This window comes from Azospirillum baldaniorum, assembly GCF_003119195.2.
Taxonomy (GTDB): domain Bacteria; phylum Pseudomonadota; class Alphaproteobacteria; order Azospirillales; family Azospirillaceae; genus Azospirillum; species Azospirillum baldaniorum.
Genome location: NZ_CP022253.1, coordinates 943,214 through 962,220 on the forward strand (window position 1 = coordinate 943,214; position 19,007 = coordinate 962,220).

The window sequence follows — 19,007 nt, forward strand, 5'->3', positions numbered from 1 at the left end:
GGAGAGTGGTCGCGACGGGCCCCCCTTCCGACCTCCCCCCGCTTCGCAAGGGGAGGAGAAATGCCCTCCCCTGCAACGCGGGGGAGGGTTGGGTGGGGGCTCGTCGCAACCGCTTGCTCCCCCTACTCTCCACCCGCCTTGCGCGCCAGGAACCCGCGCGCCGGGTTGTAGCCGTAGACCGCCCCGCCCAGGAACACCGCCAGTGCCAGCACCGTCCAGCCCAGCGCCGGCAGATTCACGTCCAGATACAGCGCGAAGCGGATCAGCTCGACCGCCTGGCTGAAGGGGTTGACGGTGCACAGAAAATACAAAAGCTCCCCCGCCTCCTGCATCTTCCACAGCGGATAGAGCGCGGTGGACAGGAAGAAGGTCGGGAAGATGACGAAGTTCATCACGCCCGCGAAATTCTCCAGCTGCCGGATGGCCGAGGACAGCAGCATCCCCAGCGCCCCCAGCATCAGCCCGCTGACCACCAACGCCGGCAGCACCGTAAGGTAGCCGAGCGGCGGCGCCTGCACCCCGTAGATCCAGGCGACGGCGAGGAAGGCGTAGACCTGGAGGATCGACACCGCCGTCCCGGCCAGCAGCTTCGCCGTCAGCAGGAACCAGCGGGGCAGGGGGCTGACCAGCAGCATCCGCATGCTGCCCATCTCGCGGTCGTAGACCATCGACAGCGAGCTTTGCATCCCGTTGAACAGCTGCACCATCCCGGCGAGGCCGGGGACGATGTAGACCTCGTAGGGGATGTAGGTCTCGTAGGGTGGGGTGATGGCGATGCCCAGCGCCGCGCGGAAGCCCGCCGCGAAGACGAACAGCCAGAGCAGCGGCCGGACCAGCGCCGACAGGAAGCGCTCCCGCTGGTGGACGAAGCGCAGCACCTCGCGCCCGACGATCCCGCCGAGAGCGCGCGCGTAATGGGCAAAAGCCGTCACGCCGCCTCCTTCGCGGTCAGCCGGGTGAAGCTCTCGGTCAGCGTGTCCGCCCCGGTCGCGCGGTTCACCTCCGTCACCGGCCCGGCGGCGCGGACCCGACCGCGGTGGATCACCACCACGCGGTCGCCCTCGCCGATCTCGTCGATCAGATGGGTGGCCCAAAGCACGGCGATGCCGCGCTCCCGGCACAGCGCGTGGACATGCTCGACGATGGCGCGCCGCGCCGGGACGTCCAGCCCGACGGTCGGCTCGTCCAGCACCAGAAGGGCGGGCTCGTGCAGCAGGGCGCGGGCCAGCTCCACCCGGCGGCGGTGGCCGCCGTTCAGCGCCCGCACCGTTTCGCCGATGCGCTCCGCCATGCCCAGCCGTTCCAGCGACTCCCGCGCCCGCGCGTCGGCGGTGCGGCGGGGGATGCCGTGCAGGGCCGCGAAATAGAGCAGGTTCTGCCGCACCGTCAGGTCGAGGTCGAGCGTCGGCTGCTGGAACACCACCCCCATGCGGCCGAGCGCCCGGGCCGGCTCCCGCCGCAGGTCGATGCCGCCGATGCGGATGGTGCCGCCCGGCGATTCGAACAGGCGGGTGACCAGGGCGAACAGCGTCGTCTTGCCCGCCCCGTTGGGGCCGAGCAGGGCGGTGAAGGACCCCGCCCCGACCGCCAGCGACACGTCCTTCAGCGCGAAGGTTCCGCGCCCGTAGGCGTAGCTCAGCCCTTCGATCGACAGCGCCGGTTCCGCCATGCCGTCAGCCTTTCACCGCGACGCCCCAGGGATAGCGCCCGACCTTGATCGACTTGACGACCTTCAGGCTGTCCACGTCGATCACCGACACGTCGCCCGACACGCCGTTGGTGGCGTAGAGCCGCTTCTGGTCGGGCGACAGGTCGAGCTGCCAGACGCGGCGGCCGACCAACAGATAGTCCTTCACCGCGAAGGTCTGGGCGTCCACCACCGCCACATGGTTGGCCGGGCCGAGCGCCACGAAGGCGTAGCGCCCGTCGTCGGTCAGCTTGATGCCCACGGGCTGGATGCGGTCCTGGGGCACGCCCTTGATCTTGAAGCGGATGGTCTGCGCCACCTTGCGGTCGGCCGTGTCGATCACCGACAGGGTGCCGCCGATCTCCGCCGACACCCATAGGCGGCTGCCGTCCTTGCTGAACTGGGCGTAGCGCGGGCGGGCGTCGACCAGCGTGTTGTCGACGACGGCGCGCTTCTCCGTGTCGATCCAATGGACCATGTTCGTCGTCTCAGACGTGTTCACCGCCCATTTGCCGTCGGGGCTGACCGCCATGCCCTCCGGCTCCACGCCGACATCCACCTGATAGGCGACCTTGCGGCGGGGCACGTCCACGATGGTGACGACGTTGCTCTCCTCGTTGGCGATGAACAGGTGCTTGCCGTCGGGGTGCAGGGCGAACAGCTCCGGGTCCTCGCCCGAGGGCAGGTTGTGCAGGATCTTCTTGGTCGCGAGGTCCATCACCTGCACCGTGTCGTCGTCGCTGGCGCAGATGTAGAGGTGCTTGCCGTCCGCGCTCAGCGTGATGCCGCGGGGGCGCCGCCCGACCTTCACCGTCTCCGTCACCGTCAGGGTCGCGCCGTCGATGATGGACAGGGTGTTGTCCTTCTCGTTCGAGACATAGACAGTCTCCGCCAATGCAGGAACGGCGCAGCCGGCCAGCAGGGCGGCGAGGAGAAGGGAGCGGGCGGTGGTCATCGGGGCGGCGTCCTCTTGGCGGAAATGATTGGGAAAAATCAGCGGCGGCAACCTGATTCGGGCTGGTCGTGGCCCAGCGTGTCGAGTTCGGTTCGGGGGTGCAGGAAGCCGTCCTGCGGCGAGACGGACACCAGCGAGCGGTCGGCGGCGAGAAGCACCGGCTGGCGCAACTGCCCGTCCCAGCTGCGGAAGGACAGCGGCACACCCTTGAAGGCGGCCAGCGTGAAATCCGGCCCGCGGATGTAGGCGGCCAGCGCCGCCGGATCGGTGGAGCGGGTGCGGGTCGCCGCCTCGCCCACCCCGCGGATGGCCGCCCAGACGGCGTGGTCGCGGGGCGACATGGTGCGCTGGGCGGCGGCCTTGAAGCGGGATTGCAACTGTGCCGCCCCCCAGGCCTCGTGGGCGCGGTGCCAGTTGGTGGGGACGAGGCCCTGCGTGCCGGCGACCGGGCGCGGCTCCCAGGTGCGGTACAGCACATAGTCGCCGAAGTCGCCGATCTCGTCGGCGACGATCACCACGTCGTGGCGCTTGCCTTGGGTGAAGACCGGCATTTCGGCCTGGGCGGTGCGGCGGGCGTCGTGGTCCTCGCTCCAGGTCTTCTCCTCCACCACCTCGGCGCCGAAGCGCTTGGCCGCCCGCTTGACGGCGGCGGCGTAGAGCCGGTCCTCCGGCCGGGTGCCGACGATCAGCAGCCATTTCGTCCAGCGCTTGACCGCCAGATACTGGGCCAGCGCGTCGGCCAGCATGGCGCGGTCGGGTGCCGTGTGCAGCAGGTTGGGCGCGCACAGCGCGTTGCGCAGGCTGTCGTCGGTCGAGCCGGCGTTGAACAGCAGCAAGTTCGCCGCCTCGGGCAGGCGGGCCAGCGCGCCGGGCGTCTCGCCGGGCAGGTCCAGCACGACGATGCGGTGTCCGGCCGCGGCGAGGTCGCGCAGCGCCTGCGCCGGGTCGCCGTCGATGGGGACGGTCACCGCCTCCAGATCGAAGCGCTGCTTGAGGAATCGGCCGGTGGAATTGTTGTCCGCCACGGCGAGATGGGCGCCGGCCAACCCTTCGTCTGCGGGCGGTTCGTCGAGGTTGGACAGGGCGGGGGGATGCTCGATCTCCTGCGTCAGGTAGGCGATGCGGACCGTCGAAAGGTCCGCGGGCGCCGCCTCCTGCGAAAAGGCGGCCGGCGAGGCGCACAGCCCGCCGGCCAGCAAGGCGATCTGCATCAAGGAGGGTAACCAAAGGCTGAAACGCATCGCGGGTTTGCACTCGCCTGGTTTCGGGAGACCAGGGTATCCCCGCCGGGCGGCGTCCCGGAATGCAACTTTGGTACGATTGCGCGGGCGGAAAATGGCGTTTCGATCCGATCGCGGCGGGCTCGCCGCACGGTTGCTACCAAAGTCCAATTATTGGCGTCGCGGACCGCCCGCTATGCTCCGGGGCAACGGACAACGCTCCCTTCGCATCTTCTCTGAATGAGGACGCCCCTTATGAACGCACGGCTTCTCCGGCTCGCGATGGCCGGTTTCCTGACCGGCGCGGCCGCCGTCGCCTCCATGGTTGTCCCCACGGTGGCCTTCGCCCATGGCGACGTGACCCCCCAGGCGGTGGACACCACCGGCCTCGACAAGCTGGGCGAGGACTGGCGCGACGCGAACCCCTACCGCGGCAACCCGCGCGCGATCGAGATCGGATCCTCCGCCTTCAACCAGAACTGCGCGCGCTGCCATGGGCTGGGCGCGGTGTCGGGCGGCATCGCCCCGGACCTGCGCTTTCTGGACAAGGGCGACACCGGGGACGAGTGGTTCAAGGAGCGGGTGATCAATGGTTCCATCCGCAACGGCGTCACCTACATGCCGCGCTTCGGCGAGGCGCTGGGCCAGGAGGCGCTGTGGGCCATCCGGTCGTGGCTGGAGACGGTGCACGAGGAATGAATGCGTTTGGAATGACGGGGCTTCCGACGCGGCGCCAGCTGCTGTCCTTCGCCGCCGCCGCGCTGGCCGCCGGGGTTCTTCCCCGGCGCGCCGGCGCGCGCCCGTTGGACGACGTGGTGGCCGCCGGGCGGCTGATGGTTGCGGTCTACCGCGACAACCCGCCCTTCTCCTACCGCAAGGGCGGCGCCCTGGTCGGCGTGGACGTGGACATTGCCCGCGCCATCGCCGGGCGGCTGGGCGTCGGCGTCGAGTTCATGGAGCTGACCGCCGGGGAGGCTGTGTCGGACGACCTGCGCAACGCGGTGTGGCGCGGCCCGGTCGTCGGGGGCGGCGTGGCCGACGTGATGATGCATGTGCCCTATCAGAAGGAGTTCGGGCTGCGCAACCCGGAGGCCGTGCTGTTCGGCCCCTACCAGCGGGAGGGCTTCGCGCTGGCCCGCAACCCGATGCGCATGACCCAGCCGATGCTCGCCTCCCTGCCCGACGAGCCGGTGGGGGTGGAGATCGACAGCATCCCCGACTTCTACCTGCTGGGAGCCTTCGGCGGGCGGCTGCGCGAGCGGCTGGTCCATTACATGACGATCCCCGAGGCGGTCGAGGCCCTGGTCAAGGGCGACGTCGCCGCCGTCGTCGCCACGCAGAGCCAGGTGGAGGCCGCGCTGGGCGACCGCGCCGCTGGCTTCCCCATCACCCCGGTGACCTTCCCCGGCATGATGGCGTCGAACTGGGACATCGGCATGGCGGTGAAGGAGAACTCCCGCGACCTCGCCTACGCGGTGGGTGACGCGGTGACCGCGATGCTGGAGGACGGGACGCTGCCGGAGATCTTCCGGAAACATGGGGTGACGCACAACGCGATTCCGGTGGAGTGACGGTGCTTGCCCCCCTCCCAACCTCCCCCCGCTTCGCAGGGGGAGGAGCTTGATTCCCTCCCCTGCGTTAGCGGGGGAGGGTCAGGGTGGGGGCAAGCGCCCACAGAAGAACAACGACGCAAGGGAGGGGGAAAACCGCCATGAACCGCCATCTCGCCGCCGCGGCGCTCCTGGCCGCGCTCTCCAGCCCGGCTTATGCCGGCCCGCCGGACCCCGCCGACCCGCTCGCCTCGGTCATGTGGGACGTGCTGCGGCCGGAACTGTTCGGCACCGCCCCCGTGCAATTCGACGACCGTGTGACCGTCACCGCCCCCGACAACGCCGAGAACGCCGCCGCCGTCCCGGTGATGGCCGACGCCACGGCGCTGGGCGCGGTGGAGGAGATGGTGCTGTTCGCCGACCTCAACCCCTTCCCGGTCATCCTGCGCTTCCTGCCGCTGGCGGCGAAGCCGGTGATCGCCACGCGCTTCAAGGTGCAGCAGGCGACACCGCTGCGCGCCGCCGCCCGCACGCCGGACGGCGTCTGGCACATCGGCGGCAAGCTGCTCGACGCGGCGGGGGGCGGCTGCACCGCGCCGCCCGCGAGCTACGCCGCCGCCGACTGGGCCGACCATGTGGGCGAGGTGCAAGGCCGCGCCTGGGCGCCGACCGGAGAGGGCGCCGGTGAGAACAAGGCGACGCGCGTCCGCTTCCTCGTCCGCCACCCCATGGACACCGGGCTGGTCGCCGGCATCCCCGCCTATTTCATCGAGGCGCTGACCCTGCGCGATGCCGACGGGCGGGCGCTGGCCCGGCTCCAGACGGCGGAACCGCTGTCCGAAAACCCCGTCTTCACTCTGGAGGTTCAGCCCGGAGCGGGCGCGCGCAGCCTGACGCTCGACGGGCGCGACAACCAGGGCGGCGAGGTCAAGGCGGCCATCCCGCTGCCTTGGGTGCAGGGAGCGCTGCCATGAGAGCGCTCGTCGCGCTTCTCCTGCTGGTCGTCTCCGCCGCGCCGGGCTGGGCCGCCGGCCCGCTGACCTACACTCTGAAGCCCGTGGCCGTCGCGCCGGACACCTGGGTCTTCGAGGGAACGCGGGAGCATTTCACCCGAACCAACGGCGGCAACATCCTCAACCCCGGCTTCATCGTGACCGACGACGGAGTGATCGTGATCCAGACCGGCCCGTCGCGCCGCTTCGGCGAGGAGATGCGCGCTGCCATCGCCACGGTCACCGACAAGCCGATCCGCAAGGTCTTCATCAGCAACCTGCACCCCGACTATTGGCTGGGCAACCGCGCCTTCGCCGACGTGCCCATCGCCGCACTTCCCGGCACCATCGAGGGCATCAAGGCCGAGGGGCAGGGGATGACGGAGAACATGTACCGCCTCGTCGGCGACTGGATGCGCGGCACCGAGCCGCTGGTCCCGACCGAGACGGTCTACGGCTCCACCGTCGTCTTCGGCGCGCACCGGCTGCGGCTGATTCCGCTGGAGGGTCACACCGCCGCCGACCTCGCCATCCTGGACGAGACGACGGGCGTTCTGTTCGCCGGCGGAGTCGTCTTCTCCGACCGGACGCCGACGACGCCCCACGCCGACATCGGCCAATGGCTGGCGGTGCTGGATGCCCTGGACGCGCTGGACGTGACGGTTCTGGTGCCCAACCACGGGCGCATCCGCACCGACAAGGCGGCCATCGCCCAGACCCGCGACTGGCTGACGTGGCTGGACCGAACCCTGCGCGAGCGGGCGGAGGCCGGGGCCGACATGGCCGAACTGCTCGACGCGCCGATCCCCGAGCGCTTCGCCGGTATGGGCGTGCTGCGCGAGGAGTACCGGCGCTCCGTCTCGCATCTCTGGCCGCGGGTCGAGAAGGCCGTGTTGCCGCGGGTGAATTGAAGCCGTTCGCAATGAAACGATTCACATCGTCCAGCAGAACGCTCCGTCCCTCCTACTATTTGCCAATGGACCCCACCCGGGGCGGCGGTAAACTGCTTTATTGTCAGAAGGATAGGGGCCTCGCGATGCCGCGTTGCCCCTGCGCCGAACCCCTGATTGTTCCGAAAAGAAGCCGAGGACGGACGGACGAGGCAGACGGATTCCGCCAATTCGTCTGCGCATGATCGTTTGTCTACGCACGATCTCCGCCCGCGACTCCGGCTGTCCATTCCCCTGGGAGGTATCCGCACCATGAAGCGTCTCTTCCGCACCTGCCTTCTTGCGAGCGCCATGGCCGCCGGCCTTGGCCTGAGCGGCCCAGCGCTGGCCGCCGCGCCGGTCGCTGGCGGGCCGGGCAACGACGACCTGCTGAACGACGCCACGTCGACGGGCGACGTCCTGACCTACGGCATGGGTCCTCAGGCCCAGCGCTTCAGCCCGCTCGACAAGCTGAACCCGGACACCGTCAAGGGGCTGGTGCCGGTGTGGTCCTTCTCCTTCGGTGGCGAGAAGCAGCGCGGGCAGGAGTCGCAGCCGCTCATCCATGACGGCACGATCTACGTCACCGGCTCCTACTCGCGCCTCTACGCCGTGGACGTGAAGACCGGGCAGAAGAAGTGGCAGTACGACCACCGCCTGCCCGAAGGCATCATGCCCTGCTGCGACGTCGTGAACCGCGGCGCCGCGCTCTACAAGGACAAGATCTACTTCGCGACGCTGGACGCCCGTCTGGTCGCGCTGAACAAGGACACCGGCAAGGTCGTCTGGTCGAAGAAGATCGAGGACTACAAGGCCGGCTACTCGGCGACCGCCGCCCCGCTGATCGTCGACGGCAAGGTCATCACCGGCAATTCCGGCGGCGAGTTCGGCATCATCGGCATGGTCGAGGCGCGCGACGCCGAGACGGGCGAACTGGTCTGGCAGCGCCCGACCATCGAGGGCAACATGGGCACCCTCAATGGCAAGGAATCGACCATGACCGGCGTGATGAACGCCAGCTGGTCGGGCGATCTCTACAAGACCGGCGGCGGCGCCACCTGGCTGGGCGGCACCTACGACCCGGAGACCAAGACGCTGTTCTTCGGCACCGGCAACCCGGCGCCCTGGAACTCGCATCTGCGTCCGGGCGACAACCTCTACACCTCCTCGACGCTGGCCATCGACCCGGCCAACGGCGACATCAAGTGGCACTACCAGACCACGCCGCACGACGGCTGGGACTTCGACGGCGTGAACGAGCTGGTCTCCTTCGACCTGAAGAAGGACGGCCAGACCATCAAGGCCGGCGCCAAGGCCGACCGCAACGGCTTCTTCTACGTGCTCGACCGCACCAACGGGAAGCTGCTGAGCGCCTCGCCCTTCGTCACCAAGATCACCTGGGCCAAGGAGATCGACGTGAAGACCGGGCGGCCGGTCTACAACGACGACAACCGTCCGGGCACCCCGGTCGGCGCTGAAAAGGGCACGTCGGTCTTCGCCGCCCCGGCCTTCCTCGGCGCCAAGAACTGGATGCCGATGGCCTACAGCCCGGCGACCGAGCTGTTCTACGTCCCGGCCAACGAGTGGGGCATGGACATCTGGAACGAGCCGATCACCTACAAGAAGGGTGCCGCCTATCTGGGCGCCGGCTTCACCATCAAGCCGCTCTACGACGACTACATCGGCGCGCTGCGCGCCATCGACCCGAAGACCGGCAAGATCGTCTGGGAATACAAGAACCCGGCGCCGCTGTGGGGCGGCGTGCTGACCACCGGCGGCAACCTCGTCTTCACCGGCACGCCGGAAGGCTACCTGAAGGCGTTCGACGCCAAGTCCGGCAAGGAGGTCTGGAAGTTCAACACCGGCTCCGGCGTCGTCGGCTCCCCGGTCACCTGGGAACAGGACGGCGAGCAGTATGTGGCCGTGGTCTCCGGCTGGGGCGGTGCGGTGCCGCTGTGGGGCGGCGACGTCGCCAAGCTGGTCAAGGACATCAACCAGGGCGGCTCGCTCTGGGTCTTCAAGCTGCCGAAGGCCTGACGGGGAAACCCCCTGCCGTGACCGGACCAGGAAAGGGCGGCCCGAAAACTTCGGGCCGTCTTTTCTTGCGAACCGCTTGCAAGAGGATTTGGGCATGGATTTAAAACGGAATTGCCTACGATCGTCTGTTTTGGGGAATACCCGTTCCCGTCCTTGCGCATTCTTGAACAGTCCGGCATGATCGGACCCGGAAACGCCCCGAAACGATGAGCGTGGGAACCACGCCATGAGCCGAATTCTGATTGCGGACGATCATCCGCTGGTGCGCGACGCCCTGCGCAGCGCCGTCCTCTATTCCTGCCAGGCGCAGGAGATTCACGAGGCCGGTTGCCTGGACGAAACCATCTCCATCCTCGACTCCATGCACGGCGGCAAGGGGGAGCCGGACCTCGTCCTGCTCGACCTCAACATGCCGGGCATGAACGGACTGACCGGGCTGATCGCCCTGCGCCGCCGCTTCCCGGCCATCCCCGTCGCCGTCGTCTCGGCGCACGAGGACCGCAAGGTGATGCTGGAGGCGGTGCGCTGCGGCGCCGCCGGCTTCATCCCGAAATCGACGCCGCGGGACGCCATCGCCGGCGCGCTGCGCCAGATTCTGGCCGGGGAGGTCTATCTGCCGGCCTCGGTCGAGGAGGGCGCCGCGGCGGAGGACGAGGAAACGGCGGAAATCGCCCGTCGCCTGTCCACCCTGACGGCGCAGCAGCTCCGCGTGCTGGAGATGCTGGGCACCGGCAAGCTGAACAAGGAAATCGCCTATGAGCTGAGCATCACGGAAACCACCGTGAAGGCCCATGTCTCGGCGATCCTGCAAAAACTGAAGGTCTACAGCCGCACCCAGGCTGTGGTCTTCGCCAACCGCCTGCAACTGGAAAAGGCCCGCTTCGGCATCTGAGCCGGCGGGCCTTTTCTGTTCAGCGGTTCCGCATCCGCCGCGCGTCCGCGGCGGCGCGCGCCGCCTCCTGCCCCGGATCCCCCCGCCCGAAGCCGAGCGGCACCGGGCCGTCGAGCCAGCCGAAGCCGTCCAGGCTGTGGCCGTCGAACTCCGCCCAATCCGACCAGTCCTTGTCCTTGCTGCGCCGCTTCGCCTCCGCCTTGCGCACGGCGCGCCGGGCCTCCAGGCCGGGGTCGCGCCGCCCGAGCTGCTCGTCGCGCGTCGTCCGCTCGATGATGACGATGGAGGACCCGGTGGCGGAATCGCCGATGATCGCCAGATCGCGCGACCGGTCCGCGTGGTTGGGGCCGGGGCCGTGCGAGTCGAGGATCACGATCTCCCCGGCGCGCGCCGCACCGGACAGAAGCACCAGGCCGGCGCCCAGCAACAATAGGGGAAGGAACAGGGTGCGCATCGTCGTCTCCGCCGGTTTCGTCGCAGCGGGACAGACTGCGCCCGGCGGATGGCGGCGGGTGTGAGCCGCTTCACAGTTTCGGCGAAAGAGTCAGGCGAGCAGCCGGAAAGTCGGATCGGGCCGGGCCAGCAGGTCCGCCCGCACGCGCTCGACCAGCGCGTCGTCGCGCAAGGCGCGCGGCGTTTCCAGCGGCACCTCCGCCGCCACCCGCGTCGGGCCGGGGGCCATCACCAGGATGCGGTCGGCCAGTTGGATCGCCTCCCGCAGATTGTGGGTGACGAACAGCACCGTGGCCGGGGACCGCTCCAGCATCGTCGCGAGGAGGGCGCGCATCCGCTGCGCCGTCGGCTCGTCCAGCGAGACGAAGGGCTCGTCCATCAGCAGCAGGCCCGGCTCCACCGCGAAGGCGCGGGCCAGGGCCACCCGCCGCGCCATGCCGCCGGACAGGCGGCCCGGGTATTCGTCGGCCACCGTTTCCAGCCCCATGGCGGCCAGCCAGCGCTCCGCCGTGCCGTCGCTCCGCCGCGCCTTGGGCAGCACCAGCGCCACGTTCTGGCGCACCGTGCGCCAGGGCAGCAGGCGGGGCGTCTGGAAGACGCAACCGAGCACCGGCTCCGGCCCGCCGAAGTCGAGCGTTCCGTCGAAATCACGGTCCAGCCCGGCGGCGATGGTCAGCGCGGTCGTCTTGCCGCAGCCGGACGGGCCGACCAGCGCCAGGAATTCGCCCGGCGCGGCCGTCAGCGACAGGCCGCGGATGACCTCCCGCCCGGCGAAGCGCTTGGAGCGGATCTCAAGCCTCAGCGCGCACCGGCCGCCAGCGGGTGAGCCGCTGCTCGACGGGTTGCAGGACGCAGAGCTCGAGAAGTTGGACGACGGCCACGAAGGCGACGGTGTACGCAAGAATGCCGGCCACATCGAACATCTGGAAGTAGAGGTGGATCTGGAATCCCACCCCGTCGCTGCGGCCCAGAAGCTCGACCACCAGCACGATCTTCCAGATCAGCGCAAGGCCGGACCGCGCCGCCGCGGCGAAGTAGGGGGTGAGCTGGGGCAGCAGCACATGGCGCAGCACGTCCGACCGCGCCATGCGGAAGGTCCGCGCCATCTCGACATACTGCTCGTCGATGGCACGCGTCCCTTCGCGCAGGACGACCACGACGTTGGGGATCTTGTTGACGGCGACCGCGCCGACCGCCGCCGCCTCGGTCAGGCCGAACCAGACATAGGCGAGCACGATGACGACCAGCGCCGGGATGTTCAGGAACACGGTCAGCCACAGCCCGAACAGCCGGTCGGCGGTGGCCGAGCGGCCGAGCAGGATGCCCAGCGCCGACCCGATGGACATGGCGATGATGAAGGCTGCGGCCATGCGCGCCAGCGTGATCCCCAGGTGATGGAACAGCGCACCGTCCGCCGCCTCGCGGACCAGGACCGACAGCACGGCGGCGGGGCCGGGCAGGCTGCGGCTGGCCGCCAGTTCGGCGGCGACGGCCCACAGCCCGACCAGCAGAGCCAGCGACAGGATGGGGGCCAGCCGCCGCCACCCCATCAGAAGCGGACCCCCGGCCAGAAGGTGCCGTCCGGCAGGGCCATGGCGTTGCCCACCAGCTCCCGCCCGCCGAGCTTGGCCATCAGCCCGTAGAGCCTGGCCGCGGCCTCCCGCTCGTCCTCCGTCCAGCGCTGCGGGATGCCGGCGCGGAACTGGTCGCGCAGCGCCGCCCACGTGGCCTCGTCCTCCGCCTTCATCAGCGGGCGCAGCCGGTCCCACTCCGCGTCGGATTGCGCCATGATCGCCTTGGCCTTGCGCGAGGCGGCGACGAAGGCGTCGAGCGCTGCCGGGTTGGCCTTGGCCCAGCCCTCATGGAAGACGAAGCCGACCGCCGGCACCTGGGCCGACAGGCCGAGGTCCCGCATCATCCCGTCCACCCCGATGACCGTCCGCATCCCCACCGCCTGGAGACGGGCGGCGTAGGGCCAGAAATTCAGCACGGCGTCCAGCTCCCCCGTCGTGGCCTTCTGGTTCAGCAGGGGCGGGGCGGCGAAGACCGGCGTCGCCGCGGCGTCGAGGTCGAGCGCGTAGCGGTCGCGGGCCAGCGCCTTCAGCAGCAGCCAGCTCTTGTCGATGGGGGTTCCGGCGACGCCGATTCGCCGGCCCTTCAGGTCGGCGACGGAGGCGATGGGGGAGGCCGCCGGCACCATCAGCGCGCCGACCGCCGCGGAATGGGGAATGAAGGTCAGGTCGGCCCCCGCCGCGCGCTGGCGGGCCACCCACAACCAGTCGCTGGCGATCATGTCCACCGCCCCGCCCTGCAGGGCGATCTGCGCCGCCTGACCGCTCGCCAGCTCCATCAGCTTCAGCTCGAAGCCGGCGGCCTCGTCCAGCCGGTGGTGGCGGATGACGTCCAGCTCCCAGCTGACCGTGCCGAATTTCAGCACCCCGATGGTCACCGTGGGCCGGTCCGCCGCACGCGCCACGGTGGCGACGCAGACCAGCGCCAGGAGCAGGAACAGCCGGGCAAGGGACATCAGGCGCATGGCACCGTCCCTGCGTCAAAAATTGCATTTGTGTGGAGGGTGGGGCGCGTCATGGTTGCGCGGTGGACAGGGCGGCGGATCGGCCACCGCCCGTGTCCCATCACCCCATGCCCCATCACAAGGAGGCGTCGAGGATGGAAAAGATCCTCACTCTCCTGATCCTGCTGGTTCGCTTGATCAAGGGCATCCTTGATCTCTTGAACCGCTAAGGATCGGGCCGGGAGGCAGGAGGGGCAAATCTCCTGTCTCCCTAGCCTGATGATGATGCGTCCTGCGGTCGTTTGCAAGGCAGGCCTCTGCGGTGCGGTGGCGCAGCGGAACGCGGGAATTCCACGATGGCGAACGGTGAGCTTAGGCCTCGTCCGCCGGTCCCCGGTATTCGACTATCGGGCAACTTGACCCTGTCGGGCACGGGGGGATTTCGTGGATGCCGCAGAACAATGGGGGAGGGAACGTGGTGCGCGCAGGATGGCTGGGCGCCGCCGGGCTGGCGCTGTTGCTGGCCGGGCCGGCGGGAGACGCCGCGGCGGACGCGGTCCCGGTGCCGGACGGCTACCGGATGACCGAATACCGGTCGCCGACCCCGGCCTCGCTGCCCGGGGCCGAGACGGTGGACACGGCGCGGGCCCGCGCTCTGGTGGAGTCGGGTGCGGCTCTTCCCATCAACGTGATGAAGCTGGACCGCAGCACGCTGCCCGGCGGTCCCTGGCTGGTGCCGAAGCCCTTTTCGCAAATCCCCGGCAGCGTCTGGCTGCCCAACGTCGGGCTCGGGGCGCTGACGCCGGAACTGGACGGCTATTTCCGGGCCAACCTGGAGCGGCTGACCGGGGGCGACCGCGGGCGCGGCCTGCTGTTCTACTGCCTGGCGGATTGCTGGATGTCGTGGAACGCGGGCAAGCGCGCCCTGGAGATGGGCTACCGCCGCGTCCTCTGGTACCGCGACGGGGCGGACGGCTGGGCCGAGGCGGGCCTGCCGACCGAGGATGGGAAGCCGGTTCCGGTCGCCGCACCGTAACCGGCTTTTCGGTGCTTACTGCTTCAGCGACTTCAGGAAGGCGATCAGATAGTCCTGCTCCGCCGGGTCGGTGATGGCGACGTGGCGCATGCGGGTGCCGGGCACGAAATTGTCGTTGCCGGCGATCCAGTGGCGCAGGTTGTCCTCGGTCCAGGTGATGTTGGACGTCTTCAGCGCGTTGGAATAGTCGAAGCGCGGGATCGAGCCGGCCTTGCGCCCGACGACGTTGTACAGGCTCGGGCCGAAGGCGTTCTTGCTGGAATCCAGCGAGTGGCAGGCCGCGCACTGATGGAAGATCTGCTTGCCGGCGGCTTCCTCGGCCGTCTTGGGCTGCGGCCCGCTTTCGGCGTTGGCCGTGCCGGCGGCAAGCAGAAGGGCGGCGGCGATGACGAATCTGGAAACGGTCATGTGAGATGGCTCCCCAGCCAAAACTCCGCGGCGCCGGTCGCGGCGGCGGTCGATGCCGCGCATTTTAAGGGGCTGGGTCGGGCCGCCGAATTGGACTTTGGAACAAGCCCGCAAAGGCAATGAGGTTTTGCGGCCGTTTCCGCCGCCTCACGCCCCATACTGTTCGTCTGTGACCTTTTCCATCCAATCGACGGCCTTGCCGTCCAACTGCTCCTGGATGGCGATGTGGGTCATGAACATGGTCGGCGACGCGCCGTGCCAGTGCTTCTCGCCCGGCGGGAACCAGACGACGTCGCCGGGGCGGATCTCCTCGATGGGGCCGCCCTCGCGCTGGACCCGGCCGAAGCCGGCGGTGACGATCAGGGTCTGCCCCAGGGGATGGGTGTGCCACGCCGTGCGGGCGCCGGGTTCGAAGGTGACGCTCGCCGCCGCGGTGCGGGCCGGGGCTTCGGTCTGAACGATGGCGTCGATGCGGACCGTGCCGGTGAACCAGTCGGCCGGTCCGGTGACGGATGGCTGCGCGCCAACCCGAATGATCTCCATGGTCGAATCCTCCGGTGATCGCCCCTGCGGGGGCGCGGTCGTCGTGCCGCCACTCTATCGGGGACCGTCGATTCGGATCAGGCCGGCGGCGTCACATGCCGTCATGAACCGCGTTCATGAATGAAAGGCACAGAGCGTAGGGCAGAGGCCCATGGGAAAGGGTGGTGCGGGCGGTCGGACTCGAACCGACATATCCGTGAGGACGGCGGATTTTGAGTCCGCTGCGTCTACCAATTCCGCCACGCCCGCACGGTGCCTGCCGGACCCGGCGCTCGTGGCGACCGGTGCCCGCTATATAGAGGGGAAATCGCCCTGGGACAAAGTGTTTTGTGCGGATGCGTCGGCGTGTCTGGCCTAAGCCTGTGGGGCGCGCTAATCTCACCCGCATGATGAACCGCCTCCCCATCGACGATCCGCGCTACACCGCCGGGCTTCTGGCCATCGCCAGCGCAGGCGTGCTGGCCGCCGCGCTGTTTTTCCAGTTCGCGCTGGGCTACCAGCCCTGCGTCCTGTGCCTGTGGCAGCGCGTGCCCTACGGCGCGGTGATGGCCTTCGGCATCGTCACCCTGCTGTTCCGCCAATGGCGCGGGCTGGGCGACGCGCTGCTGGTGGCGAGCGGGCTGGCCCTGCTGGCCGGTGCCGGGATCGCCGCCTACCATGTGGGGGTGGAGCAGCATTGGTGGGCCGGCACCTCGGCCTGCGGGGCCAGCGGACGCGCCCCCCAGACGCTGGAGGAATTGCGCGCCCAGGTGCTCGCCGCCCCGGTCACCCGCTGCGACGAAGTGGCGTGGTCGCTGTTCGGGATTTCGATGGCGGGCTACAACGTCGTGATTTCGCTGGCGCTGTCCGCCTTCGCCTTCGCGGCGGCCCGCGCCGCCTACATCCGGACCTCGGTTTCCAGGACCTTCGCATGACACCGCTCGACGCCACGGCCGCCACCGCTTCCGCTCCGTCCGCCATCCCGTCCACTGGCGAGTCGCCCACCCCCCGTCCCCGTCCGCGCGGACGCCTGCCCGGCGACCCGACTCCGGAACAGCGGTTGGCGCGGATCGTGCGCGTGGACCATGCCGGCGAGTATGGAGCCAAGCGCATCTACGAAGGCCAGCTCTCCGTCATGGGGCGGGGCCGGCACGCCAAGACCCTGCGCCACATGGCCGACCAGGAGCTGGAGCATCTCCAGTATTTCGAGAAGCAACTCGTCGCCCGTCAGGTTCGCCCCACCGTGCTGCAGCCGCTGTGGCACGTCGCCGGCTTCCTGCTGGGCGCCGGAACCGCGGTGATGGGCGAGCGGGCGGCCATGGCCTGCACTGTCGCCGTCGAGCAGGTCATCGACGGCCATTACGAGGCGCAGCTGAAGCATCTCGGCCCGGAAGAGGAGGAGTTGAAGACCTCCATCCTCAAATTCCAGGCGGAGGAGGTGGAGCACCGCGACATCGGCCTGCTCAACGGCGCGGAGCAGGCCCCGGCCTATCCGGTGCTGTCCGCCGCCATCAAGGCCGGTACCAAGGCGGTTATCTGGGTGGCCGAACGGGTGTGACAGGCCCCCACTTCGGCGGAAACCGGAGCGGACTCAGGCGGCCTTGCCGTCCGCTCCGGTCTTCGCCGGAGTGGGAGCCGGGATGGGCGTCGGGGCGGGCGGCGTGCCGTAGATCTCGTCCTCGCTCCGCCCGCAGCCTTCGCAATAACCATCCTCGCCGATGATGCAGATGCCCACGCAGGGATTTTCGTCGTCCATACCCAGATCTGTCCCGGTCCAGCCTTCCCGATCGCGGCGTTTCTATATCGGATCGAGTTCGGTGTCCCAATAAAGAAAATCCCGCCAACTTTCGTGAAGGAAGTTTGGCGGGAATGCACGTCCGTTCTCTTGAAGCTGGTAGGCACTCGGCTGGAACGGGGGACTGAGGGGGATCATGCCGCAACTGTGCGGCAGCCTGTTTCCCTTCGCCAGATTGCAGGCCGAGCAGGAGGTGACGACGTTGTCCCAGGTGGTGCGCCCGCCGCGCGACCGTGGAATGACGTGGTCGAAGGTCAGTTCCTGCGTGGGGAAGTGGTGGCCGCAATACTGGCAGGTGAAGCGGTCACGCAGGAAAACGTTGAATCGGGTGAAGGCCGGCCGCCGCGTCGCCGGGATGAACTCCTTCAACGAAATGACGCTCGGCAGCTTGACCTCGAAGGTGGGGGAGCGGACGACACGATCATATTCGGAGATGATGTTCACCCGGTCCAGAAAGACGGCTTTCACCGCCTCCTGCCAGGACCAGAGCGACAGAGGGAAGTAGCTGAGCGGCCGGAAGTCGGCGTTCAGCACCAGGGCCGGACAGTGATCGGGTGGTGGAGCCAATGGCCACTCCCTTATCTGAGACGTGTCTGGAACCTTTCTGGTGTTCCGCTCCCCCTTGCGGGATGACACGCCGCCGGGTGACCGGAACACCAGATACATAGTTGATATGTGCTTCGAACTCAATATCTCGCGCCGCACTGCGGCATTTCTTCACGATCCTGTAACCCTTTCGATGGACTGGGCTCACGGCGTTTCCGGCGGGCCGACAGGATACCTGTGACATTTGGTTGTGGTGCCTTGACCATGCATTTTCCGACATCGTGGTTACTGAGCGTTAACCATGATCTGAGATGGTGGCGGCGCCCGAGGGGGACGCTTTCAAAGGGAACATCCATGAGCGCCACGATCATCGACCTTGCCGAGAAACGCGCCGAGCGCGAGGAGCGCGACCGCCAGCGCCGCATCGACGCCTTTGACCGCGAATTGCGCCGCCGCCTCGCCATGTATCTGGAGGGCGAGGACATCCCGGTCGAGCCGATCAAGGACAATCCCTACATCTGACCTCCTGCAGCGGTCAGCCTCCCCCTTCCATTGCGCCCACGGTCCCCCATGCGGGCCGGGCGCGGTTGGGGTATAAGGCGGGAATGACCGACGTCGTCACCCGCTTCGCGCCGAGCCCGACCGGCCATCTCCATCTCGGGCACGCCCACTCCGCCCTGTTCGGCTGGACCACCGCCCGCAAGGCCGGAGGGCGTTTCCTGCTGCGCATCGAGGACATCGACCCCCAGCGCTGCCGTCCCGAGTTCGACCGCGACCTGCGCGAGGATCTGGCCTGGCTGGGCCTGACCTGGGAAGAGCCGGTGCGCCGCCAGTCGGAGCATCTGGACGATTACCGCGCCGCGCTGGCGCGGCTCGCCGATCTGGGCGTCGTCTATCCCTGCTTCTGCACCCGCAAGGACATCGCCGCGGAGATCGCCCGCGCCGGCCACGCGCCGCACGGTCCGGACGGTCCGCTCTATCCGGGCACCTGCCGCGGTTTGTCGGACATGGAGCGGCAGGACCGCATCGCGGCGGGGGCGGCCTACGCCGTGCGACTGGATGTGGGAAAGGCCATGGCGATGACCGGGCCGCTGCGCTGGCACGACCGGCGGCGCGGCTGGCAGGACGCCATGCCGAGCCTCCTCGGCGACATCGTCCTGGCCCGCAAGGACGTCCCGACAAGCTATCATCTGGCGGTCACCCTGGACGATCACCTCCAGGGCGTGACGCTGGTTACGCGTGGCGATGATCTCTTTTTCGCGACTAACGCGCACCGGCTTCTTCAAGAACTCCTTCGAGTCGTCCCTCCTGATTACGATCATCACCCTCTGCTGGTGAATGAGCGGGGCGAGCGTCTCGCCAAGCGGGACAACGCCAAGACCTTGCGATCCCTTCGGGAATTAGGGCTGACGCCGGCGGCGGTGCGCGCCTCGGCGGGCTTTCCGGAAGAGTTATGATCTACCACCAACT

At 68.8% G+C, this 19,007-nt stretch carries 23 protein-coding genes and 1 tRNA gene; 11 read left to right on the forward strand and 13 right to left on the reverse strand.

Annotated elements, in window-relative coordinates; all coding sequences use genetic code 11:
* Positions 1 to 122 precede the first annotated feature (122 nt).
* The 4 genes from Sp245p_RS04425 to Sp245p_RS04440 are packed head-to-tail and all read right to left on the reverse strand — an operon-like array spanning position 123 to position 3,853.
* The gene (locus tag Sp245p_RS04425; protein ID WP_014241335.1) at positions 123 to 932 is read right to left on the reverse strand and encodes an ABC transporter permease; all 810 of its coding nucleotides are present in this window, start codon (positions 930 to 932) and stop codon (positions 123 to 125) included.
* Positions 929 to 1,669: an ABC transporter ATP-binding protein gene (locus Sp245p_RS04430; protein ID WP_014241334.1), complete on the reverse strand. Its 741-nt coding sequence runs from the start codon at positions 1,667 to 1,669 to the stop codon at positions 929 to 931. The genes Sp245p_RS04425 and Sp245p_RS04430 overlap by 4 nt, the downstream gene beginning before the upstream one ends.
* A 4-nt stretch (positions 1,670 to 1,673) precedes the next feature.
* The gene (locus Sp245p_RS04435; protein WP_014241333.1) at positions 1,674 to 2,642 is read right to left on the reverse strand and encodes a YVTN family beta-propeller repeat protein; all 969 of its coding nucleotides are present in this window, start codon (positions 2,640 to 2,642) and stop codon (positions 1,674 to 1,676) included.
* A gap of 38 nt (positions 2,643 to 2,680) precedes the next feature.
* Entirely contained in the window at positions 2,681 to 3,853 is a 1,173-nt protein-coding gene (locus Sp245p_RS04440) for an ABC transporter substrate-binding protein (protein WP_014241332.1), read from the reverse strand.
* Between the two features lie 264 nt (positions 3,854 to 4,117).
* Here Sp245p_RS04440 and pedF point away from each other — a divergent pair, with 264 nt between their 5' ends.
* The 6 genes from pedF to Sp245p_RS04470 all read left to right on the forward strand — a co-directional run bounded on the left by pedF (position 4,118) and on the right by Sp245p_RS04470 (position 10,262).
* Complete coding sequence (gene pedF / locus Sp245p_RS04445) at positions 4,118 to 4,561, forward strand: cytochrome c-550 PedF (protein ID WP_109138381.1); 444 nt, start codon at positions 4,118 to 4,120, stop codon at positions 4,559 to 4,561.
* Between the two features lie 11 nt (positions 4,562 to 4,572).
* Positions 4,573 to 5,433 (forward strand): substrate-binding periplasmic protein, encoded by an 861-nt coding sequence (locus tag Sp245p_RS04450; RefSeq protein ID WP_109138382.1) that lies wholly within the window; start codon positions 4,573 to 4,575, stop codon positions 5,431 to 5,433.
* Positions 5,434 to 5,573: 140 nt separating this feature from the next.
* Complete coding sequence (locus tag Sp245p_RS04455) at positions 5,574 to 6,386, forward strand: quinoprotein dehydrogenase-associated SoxYZ-like carrier (protein ID WP_014241331.1); 813 nt, start codon at positions 5,574 to 5,576, stop codon at positions 6,384 to 6,386.
* Positions 6,383 to 7,315 (forward strand): quinoprotein relay system zinc metallohydrolase 1, encoded by a 933-nt coding sequence (locus Sp245p_RS04460; protein WP_014241330.1) that lies wholly within the window; start codon positions 6,383 to 6,385, stop codon positions 7,313 to 7,315. Before Sp245p_RS04455 ends, Sp245p_RS04460 begins: the two co-directional genes overlap by 4 nt.
* A gap of 291 nt (positions 7,316 to 7,606) precedes the next feature.
* Positions 7,607 to 9,370, forward strand: coding sequence for a methanol/ethanol family PQQ-dependent dehydrogenase (locus tag Sp245p_RS04465; protein WP_014241329.1), 1,764 nt, complete (start codon positions 7,607 to 7,609; stop codon positions 9,368 to 9,370).
* 226 nt (positions 9,371 to 9,596) lie between these two features.
* The gene (locus Sp245p_RS04470; protein ID WP_014241328.1) at positions 9,597 to 10,262 is read left to right on the forward strand and encodes a response regulator; all 666 of its coding nucleotides are present in this window, start codon (positions 9,597 to 9,599) and stop codon (positions 10,260 to 10,262) included.
* Positions 10,263 to 10,281: 19 nt separating this feature from the next.
* Here the strand turns inward: Sp245p_RS04470 and Sp245p_RS04475 are convergent, their stop codons facing one another.
* From Sp245p_RS04475 to Sp245p_RS04490, 4 genes are all read right to left on the reverse strand, one after another.
* Positions 10,282 to 10,716: a hypothetical protein gene (locus Sp245p_RS04475; RefSeq protein WP_014241327.1), complete on the reverse strand. Its 435-nt coding sequence runs from the start codon at positions 10,714 to 10,716 to the stop codon at positions 10,282 to 10,284.
* A gap of 90 nt (positions 10,717 to 10,806) precedes the next feature.
* Positions 10,807 to 11,616, reverse strand: a complete 810-nt coding sequence (locus tag Sp245p_RS04480; protein ID WP_014241326.1) for an ABC transporter ATP-binding protein — start codon at positions 11,614 to 11,616, stop codon at positions 10,807 to 10,809.
* Positions 11,507 to 12,265, reverse strand: coding sequence for an ABC transporter permease (locus Sp245p_RS04485; RefSeq protein WP_014241325.1), 759 nt, complete (start codon positions 12,263 to 12,265; stop codon positions 11,507 to 11,509). Before Sp245p_RS04485 ends, Sp245p_RS04480 begins: the two co-directional genes overlap by 110 nt.
* Positions 12,265 to 13,251, reverse strand: coding sequence for an ABC transporter substrate-binding protein (locus Sp245p_RS04490; protein ID WP_014241324.1), 987 nt, complete (start codon positions 13,249 to 13,251; stop codon positions 12,265 to 12,267). Before Sp245p_RS04490 ends, Sp245p_RS04485 begins: the two co-directional genes overlap by 1 nt.
* A gap of 427 nt (positions 13,252 to 13,678) precedes the next feature.
* Between Sp245p_RS04490 and Sp245p_RS04495 the strand changes: the two genes are divergently transcribed.
* On the forward strand, positions 13,679 to 14,266 hold the full coding sequence (locus Sp245p_RS04495; protein ID WP_052584295.1) for a PQQ-dependent catabolism-associated CXXCW motif protein: 588 nt from the start codon (positions 13,679 to 13,681) through the stop codon (positions 14,264 to 14,266).
* Between the two features lie 15 nt (positions 14,267 to 14,281).
* Here the strand turns inward: Sp245p_RS04495 and Sp245p_RS04500 are convergent, their stop codons facing one another.
* The 3 genes from Sp245p_RS04500 to Sp245p_RS04510 form a co-directional block, all read right to left on the reverse strand.
* Complete coding sequence (locus Sp245p_RS04500; protein WP_014241321.1) at positions 14,282 to 14,674, reverse strand: c-type cytochrome; 393 nt, start codon at positions 14,672 to 14,674, stop codon at positions 14,282 to 14,284.
* A gap of 147 nt (positions 14,675 to 14,821) precedes the next feature.
* Positions 14,822 to 15,217 (reverse strand): (R)-mandelonitrile lyase, encoded by a 396-nt coding sequence (locus Sp245p_RS04505; protein WP_014241320.1) that lies wholly within the window; start codon positions 15,215 to 15,217, stop codon positions 14,822 to 14,824.
* 162 nt (positions 15,218 to 15,379) lie between these two features.
* Positions 15,380 to 15,466: transfer RNA gene (locus Sp245p_RS04510), tRNA-Leu, on the reverse strand.
* Positions 15,467 to 15,603: 137 nt separating this feature from the next.
* Here Sp245p_RS04510 and Sp245p_RS04515 point away from each other — a divergent pair.
* Both Sp245p_RS04515 and Sp245p_RS04520 read left to right on the forward strand, forming a co-directional pair.
* Entirely contained in the window at positions 15,604 to 16,131 is a 528-nt protein-coding gene (locus Sp245p_RS04515; protein ID WP_014241318.1) for a disulfide bond formation protein B, read from the forward strand.
* Entirely contained in the window at positions 16,128 to 16,754 is a 627-nt protein-coding gene (locus Sp245p_RS04520) for a demethoxyubiquinone hydroxylase family protein (protein WP_014241317.1), read from the forward strand. Before Sp245p_RS04515 ends, Sp245p_RS04520 begins: the two co-directional genes overlap by 4 nt.
* 33 nt (positions 16,755 to 16,787) lie before the next feature.
* On the opposite strand, the gene Sp245p_RS04525 is transcribed toward Sp245p_RS04520, so the two are convergent.
* Both Sp245p_RS04525 and Sp245p_RS04530 read right to left on the reverse strand, forming a co-directional pair.
* Positions 16,788 to 16,952 carry a DUF1289 domain-containing protein gene (locus Sp245p_RS04525; RefSeq protein WP_014241316.1) on the reverse strand — a complete coding sequence of 55 codons (165 nt, stop codon included), beginning with the start codon at positions 16,950 to 16,952 and terminating at the stop codon, positions 16,788 to 16,790.
* A gap of 42 nt (positions 16,953 to 16,994) precedes the next feature.
* A complete protein-coding gene (locus Sp245p_RS04530; RefSeq protein ID WP_014241315.1) occupies positions 16,995 to 17,558 on the reverse strand; it encodes an HNH endonuclease in 564 nt (187 codons plus the stop codon).
* A 333-nt stretch (positions 17,559 to 17,891) separates the two neighbouring features.
* Here Sp245p_RS04530 and Sp245p_RS34795 point away from each other — a divergent pair, with 333 nt between their 5' ends.
* Together Sp245p_RS34795 and gluQRS are read left to right on the forward strand one after the other, a co-directional pair.
* Entirely contained in the window at positions 17,892 to 18,059 is a 168-nt protein-coding gene (locus Sp245p_RS34795; protein ID WP_014241314.1) for a hypothetical protein, read from the forward strand.
* Between the two features lie 83 nt (positions 18,060 to 18,142).
* Entirely contained in the window at positions 18,143 to 18,994 is an 852-nt protein-coding gene (gene gluQRS / locus Sp245p_RS04535; RefSeq protein WP_014241313.1) for a tRNA glutamyl-Q(34) synthetase GluQRS, read from the forward strand.
* Positions 18,995 to 19,007 lie beyond the last annotated feature (13 nt).

Coding starts and splice junctions, on each gene's coding strand:
- gluQRS (WP_014241313.1), top strand. CDS start 18,143: ATGACCGACGTCGTCACCCGCTTCGCGCCGAGCCCGACCGGCCATCTC.
- Sp245p_RS04475 (WP_014241327.1), bottom strand. CDS start 10,716: ATGCGCACCCTGTTCCTTCCCCTATTGTTGCTGGGCGCCGGCCTGGTG.
- Sp245p_RS04435 (WP_014241333.1), bottom strand. CDS start 2,642: ATGACCACCGCCCGCTCCCTTCTCCTCGCCGCCCTGCTGGCCGGCTGC.
- Sp245p_RS04490 (WP_014241324.1), bottom strand. CDS start 13,251: ATGCGCCTGATGTCCCTTGCCCGGCTGTTCCTGCTCCTGGCGCTGGTC.
- Sp245p_RS34795 (WP_014241314.1), top strand. CDS start 17,892: ATGAGCGCCACGATCATCGACCTTGCCGAGAAACGCGCCGAGCGCGAG.
- Sp245p_RS04505 (WP_014241320.1), bottom strand. CDS start 15,217: ATGGAGATCATTCGGGTTGGCGCGCAGCCATCCGTCACCGGACCGGCC.
- Sp245p_RS04440 (WP_014241332.1), bottom strand. CDS start 3,853: ATGCAGATCGCCTTGCTGGCCGGCGGGCTGTGCGCCTCGCCGGCCGCC.
- Sp245p_RS04450 (WP_109138382.1), top strand. CDS start 4,573: ATGACGGGGCTTCCGACGCGGCGCCAGCTGCTGTCCTTCGCCGCCGCC.
- Sp245p_RS04520 (WP_014241317.1), top strand. CDS start 16,128: ATGACACCGCTCGACGCCACGGCCGCCACCGCTTCCGCTCCGTCCGCC.
- Sp245p_RS04430 (WP_014241334.1), bottom strand. CDS start 1,669: ATGGCGGAACCGGCGCTGTCGATCGAAGGGCTGAGCTACGCCTACGGG.
- Sp245p_RS04455 (WP_014241331.1), top strand. CDS start 5,574: ATGAACCGCCATCTCGCCGCCGCGGCGCTCCTGGCCGCGCTCTCCAGC.
- Sp245p_RS04495 (WP_052584295.1), top strand. CDS start 13,679: ATGCCGCAGAACAATGGGGGAGGGAACGTGGTGCGCGCAGGATGGCTG.
- Sp245p_RS04515 (WP_014241318.1), top strand. CDS start 15,604: ATGATGAACCGCCTCCCCATCGACGATCCGCGCTACACCGCCGGGCTT.
- Sp245p_RS04460 (WP_014241330.1), top strand. CDS start 6,383: ATGAGAGCGCTCGTCGCGCTTCTCCTGCTGGTCGTCTCCGCCGCGCCG.
- Sp245p_RS04485 (WP_014241325.1), bottom strand. CDS start 12,265: ATGGGGTGGCGGCGGCTGGCCCCCATCCTGTCGCTGGCTCTGCTGGTC.
- Sp245p_RS04465 (WP_014241329.1), top strand. CDS start 7,607: ATGAAGCGTCTCTTCCGCACCTGCCTTCTTGCGAGCGCCATGGCCGCC.
- Sp245p_RS04500 (WP_014241321.1), bottom strand. CDS start 14,674: ATGACCGTTTCCAGATTCGTCATCGCCGCCGCCCTTCTGCTTGCCGCC.
- pedF (WP_109138381.1), top strand. CDS start 4,118: ATGAACGCACGGCTTCTCCGGCTCGCGATGGCCGGTTTCCTGACCGGC.
- Sp245p_RS04470 (WP_014241328.1), top strand. CDS start 9,597: ATGAGCCGAATTCTGATTGCGGACGATCATCCGCTGGTGCGCGACGCC.
- Sp245p_RS04525 (WP_014241316.1), bottom strand. CDS start 16,952: ATGGACGACGAAAATCCCTGCGTGGGCATCTGCATCATCGGCGAGGAT.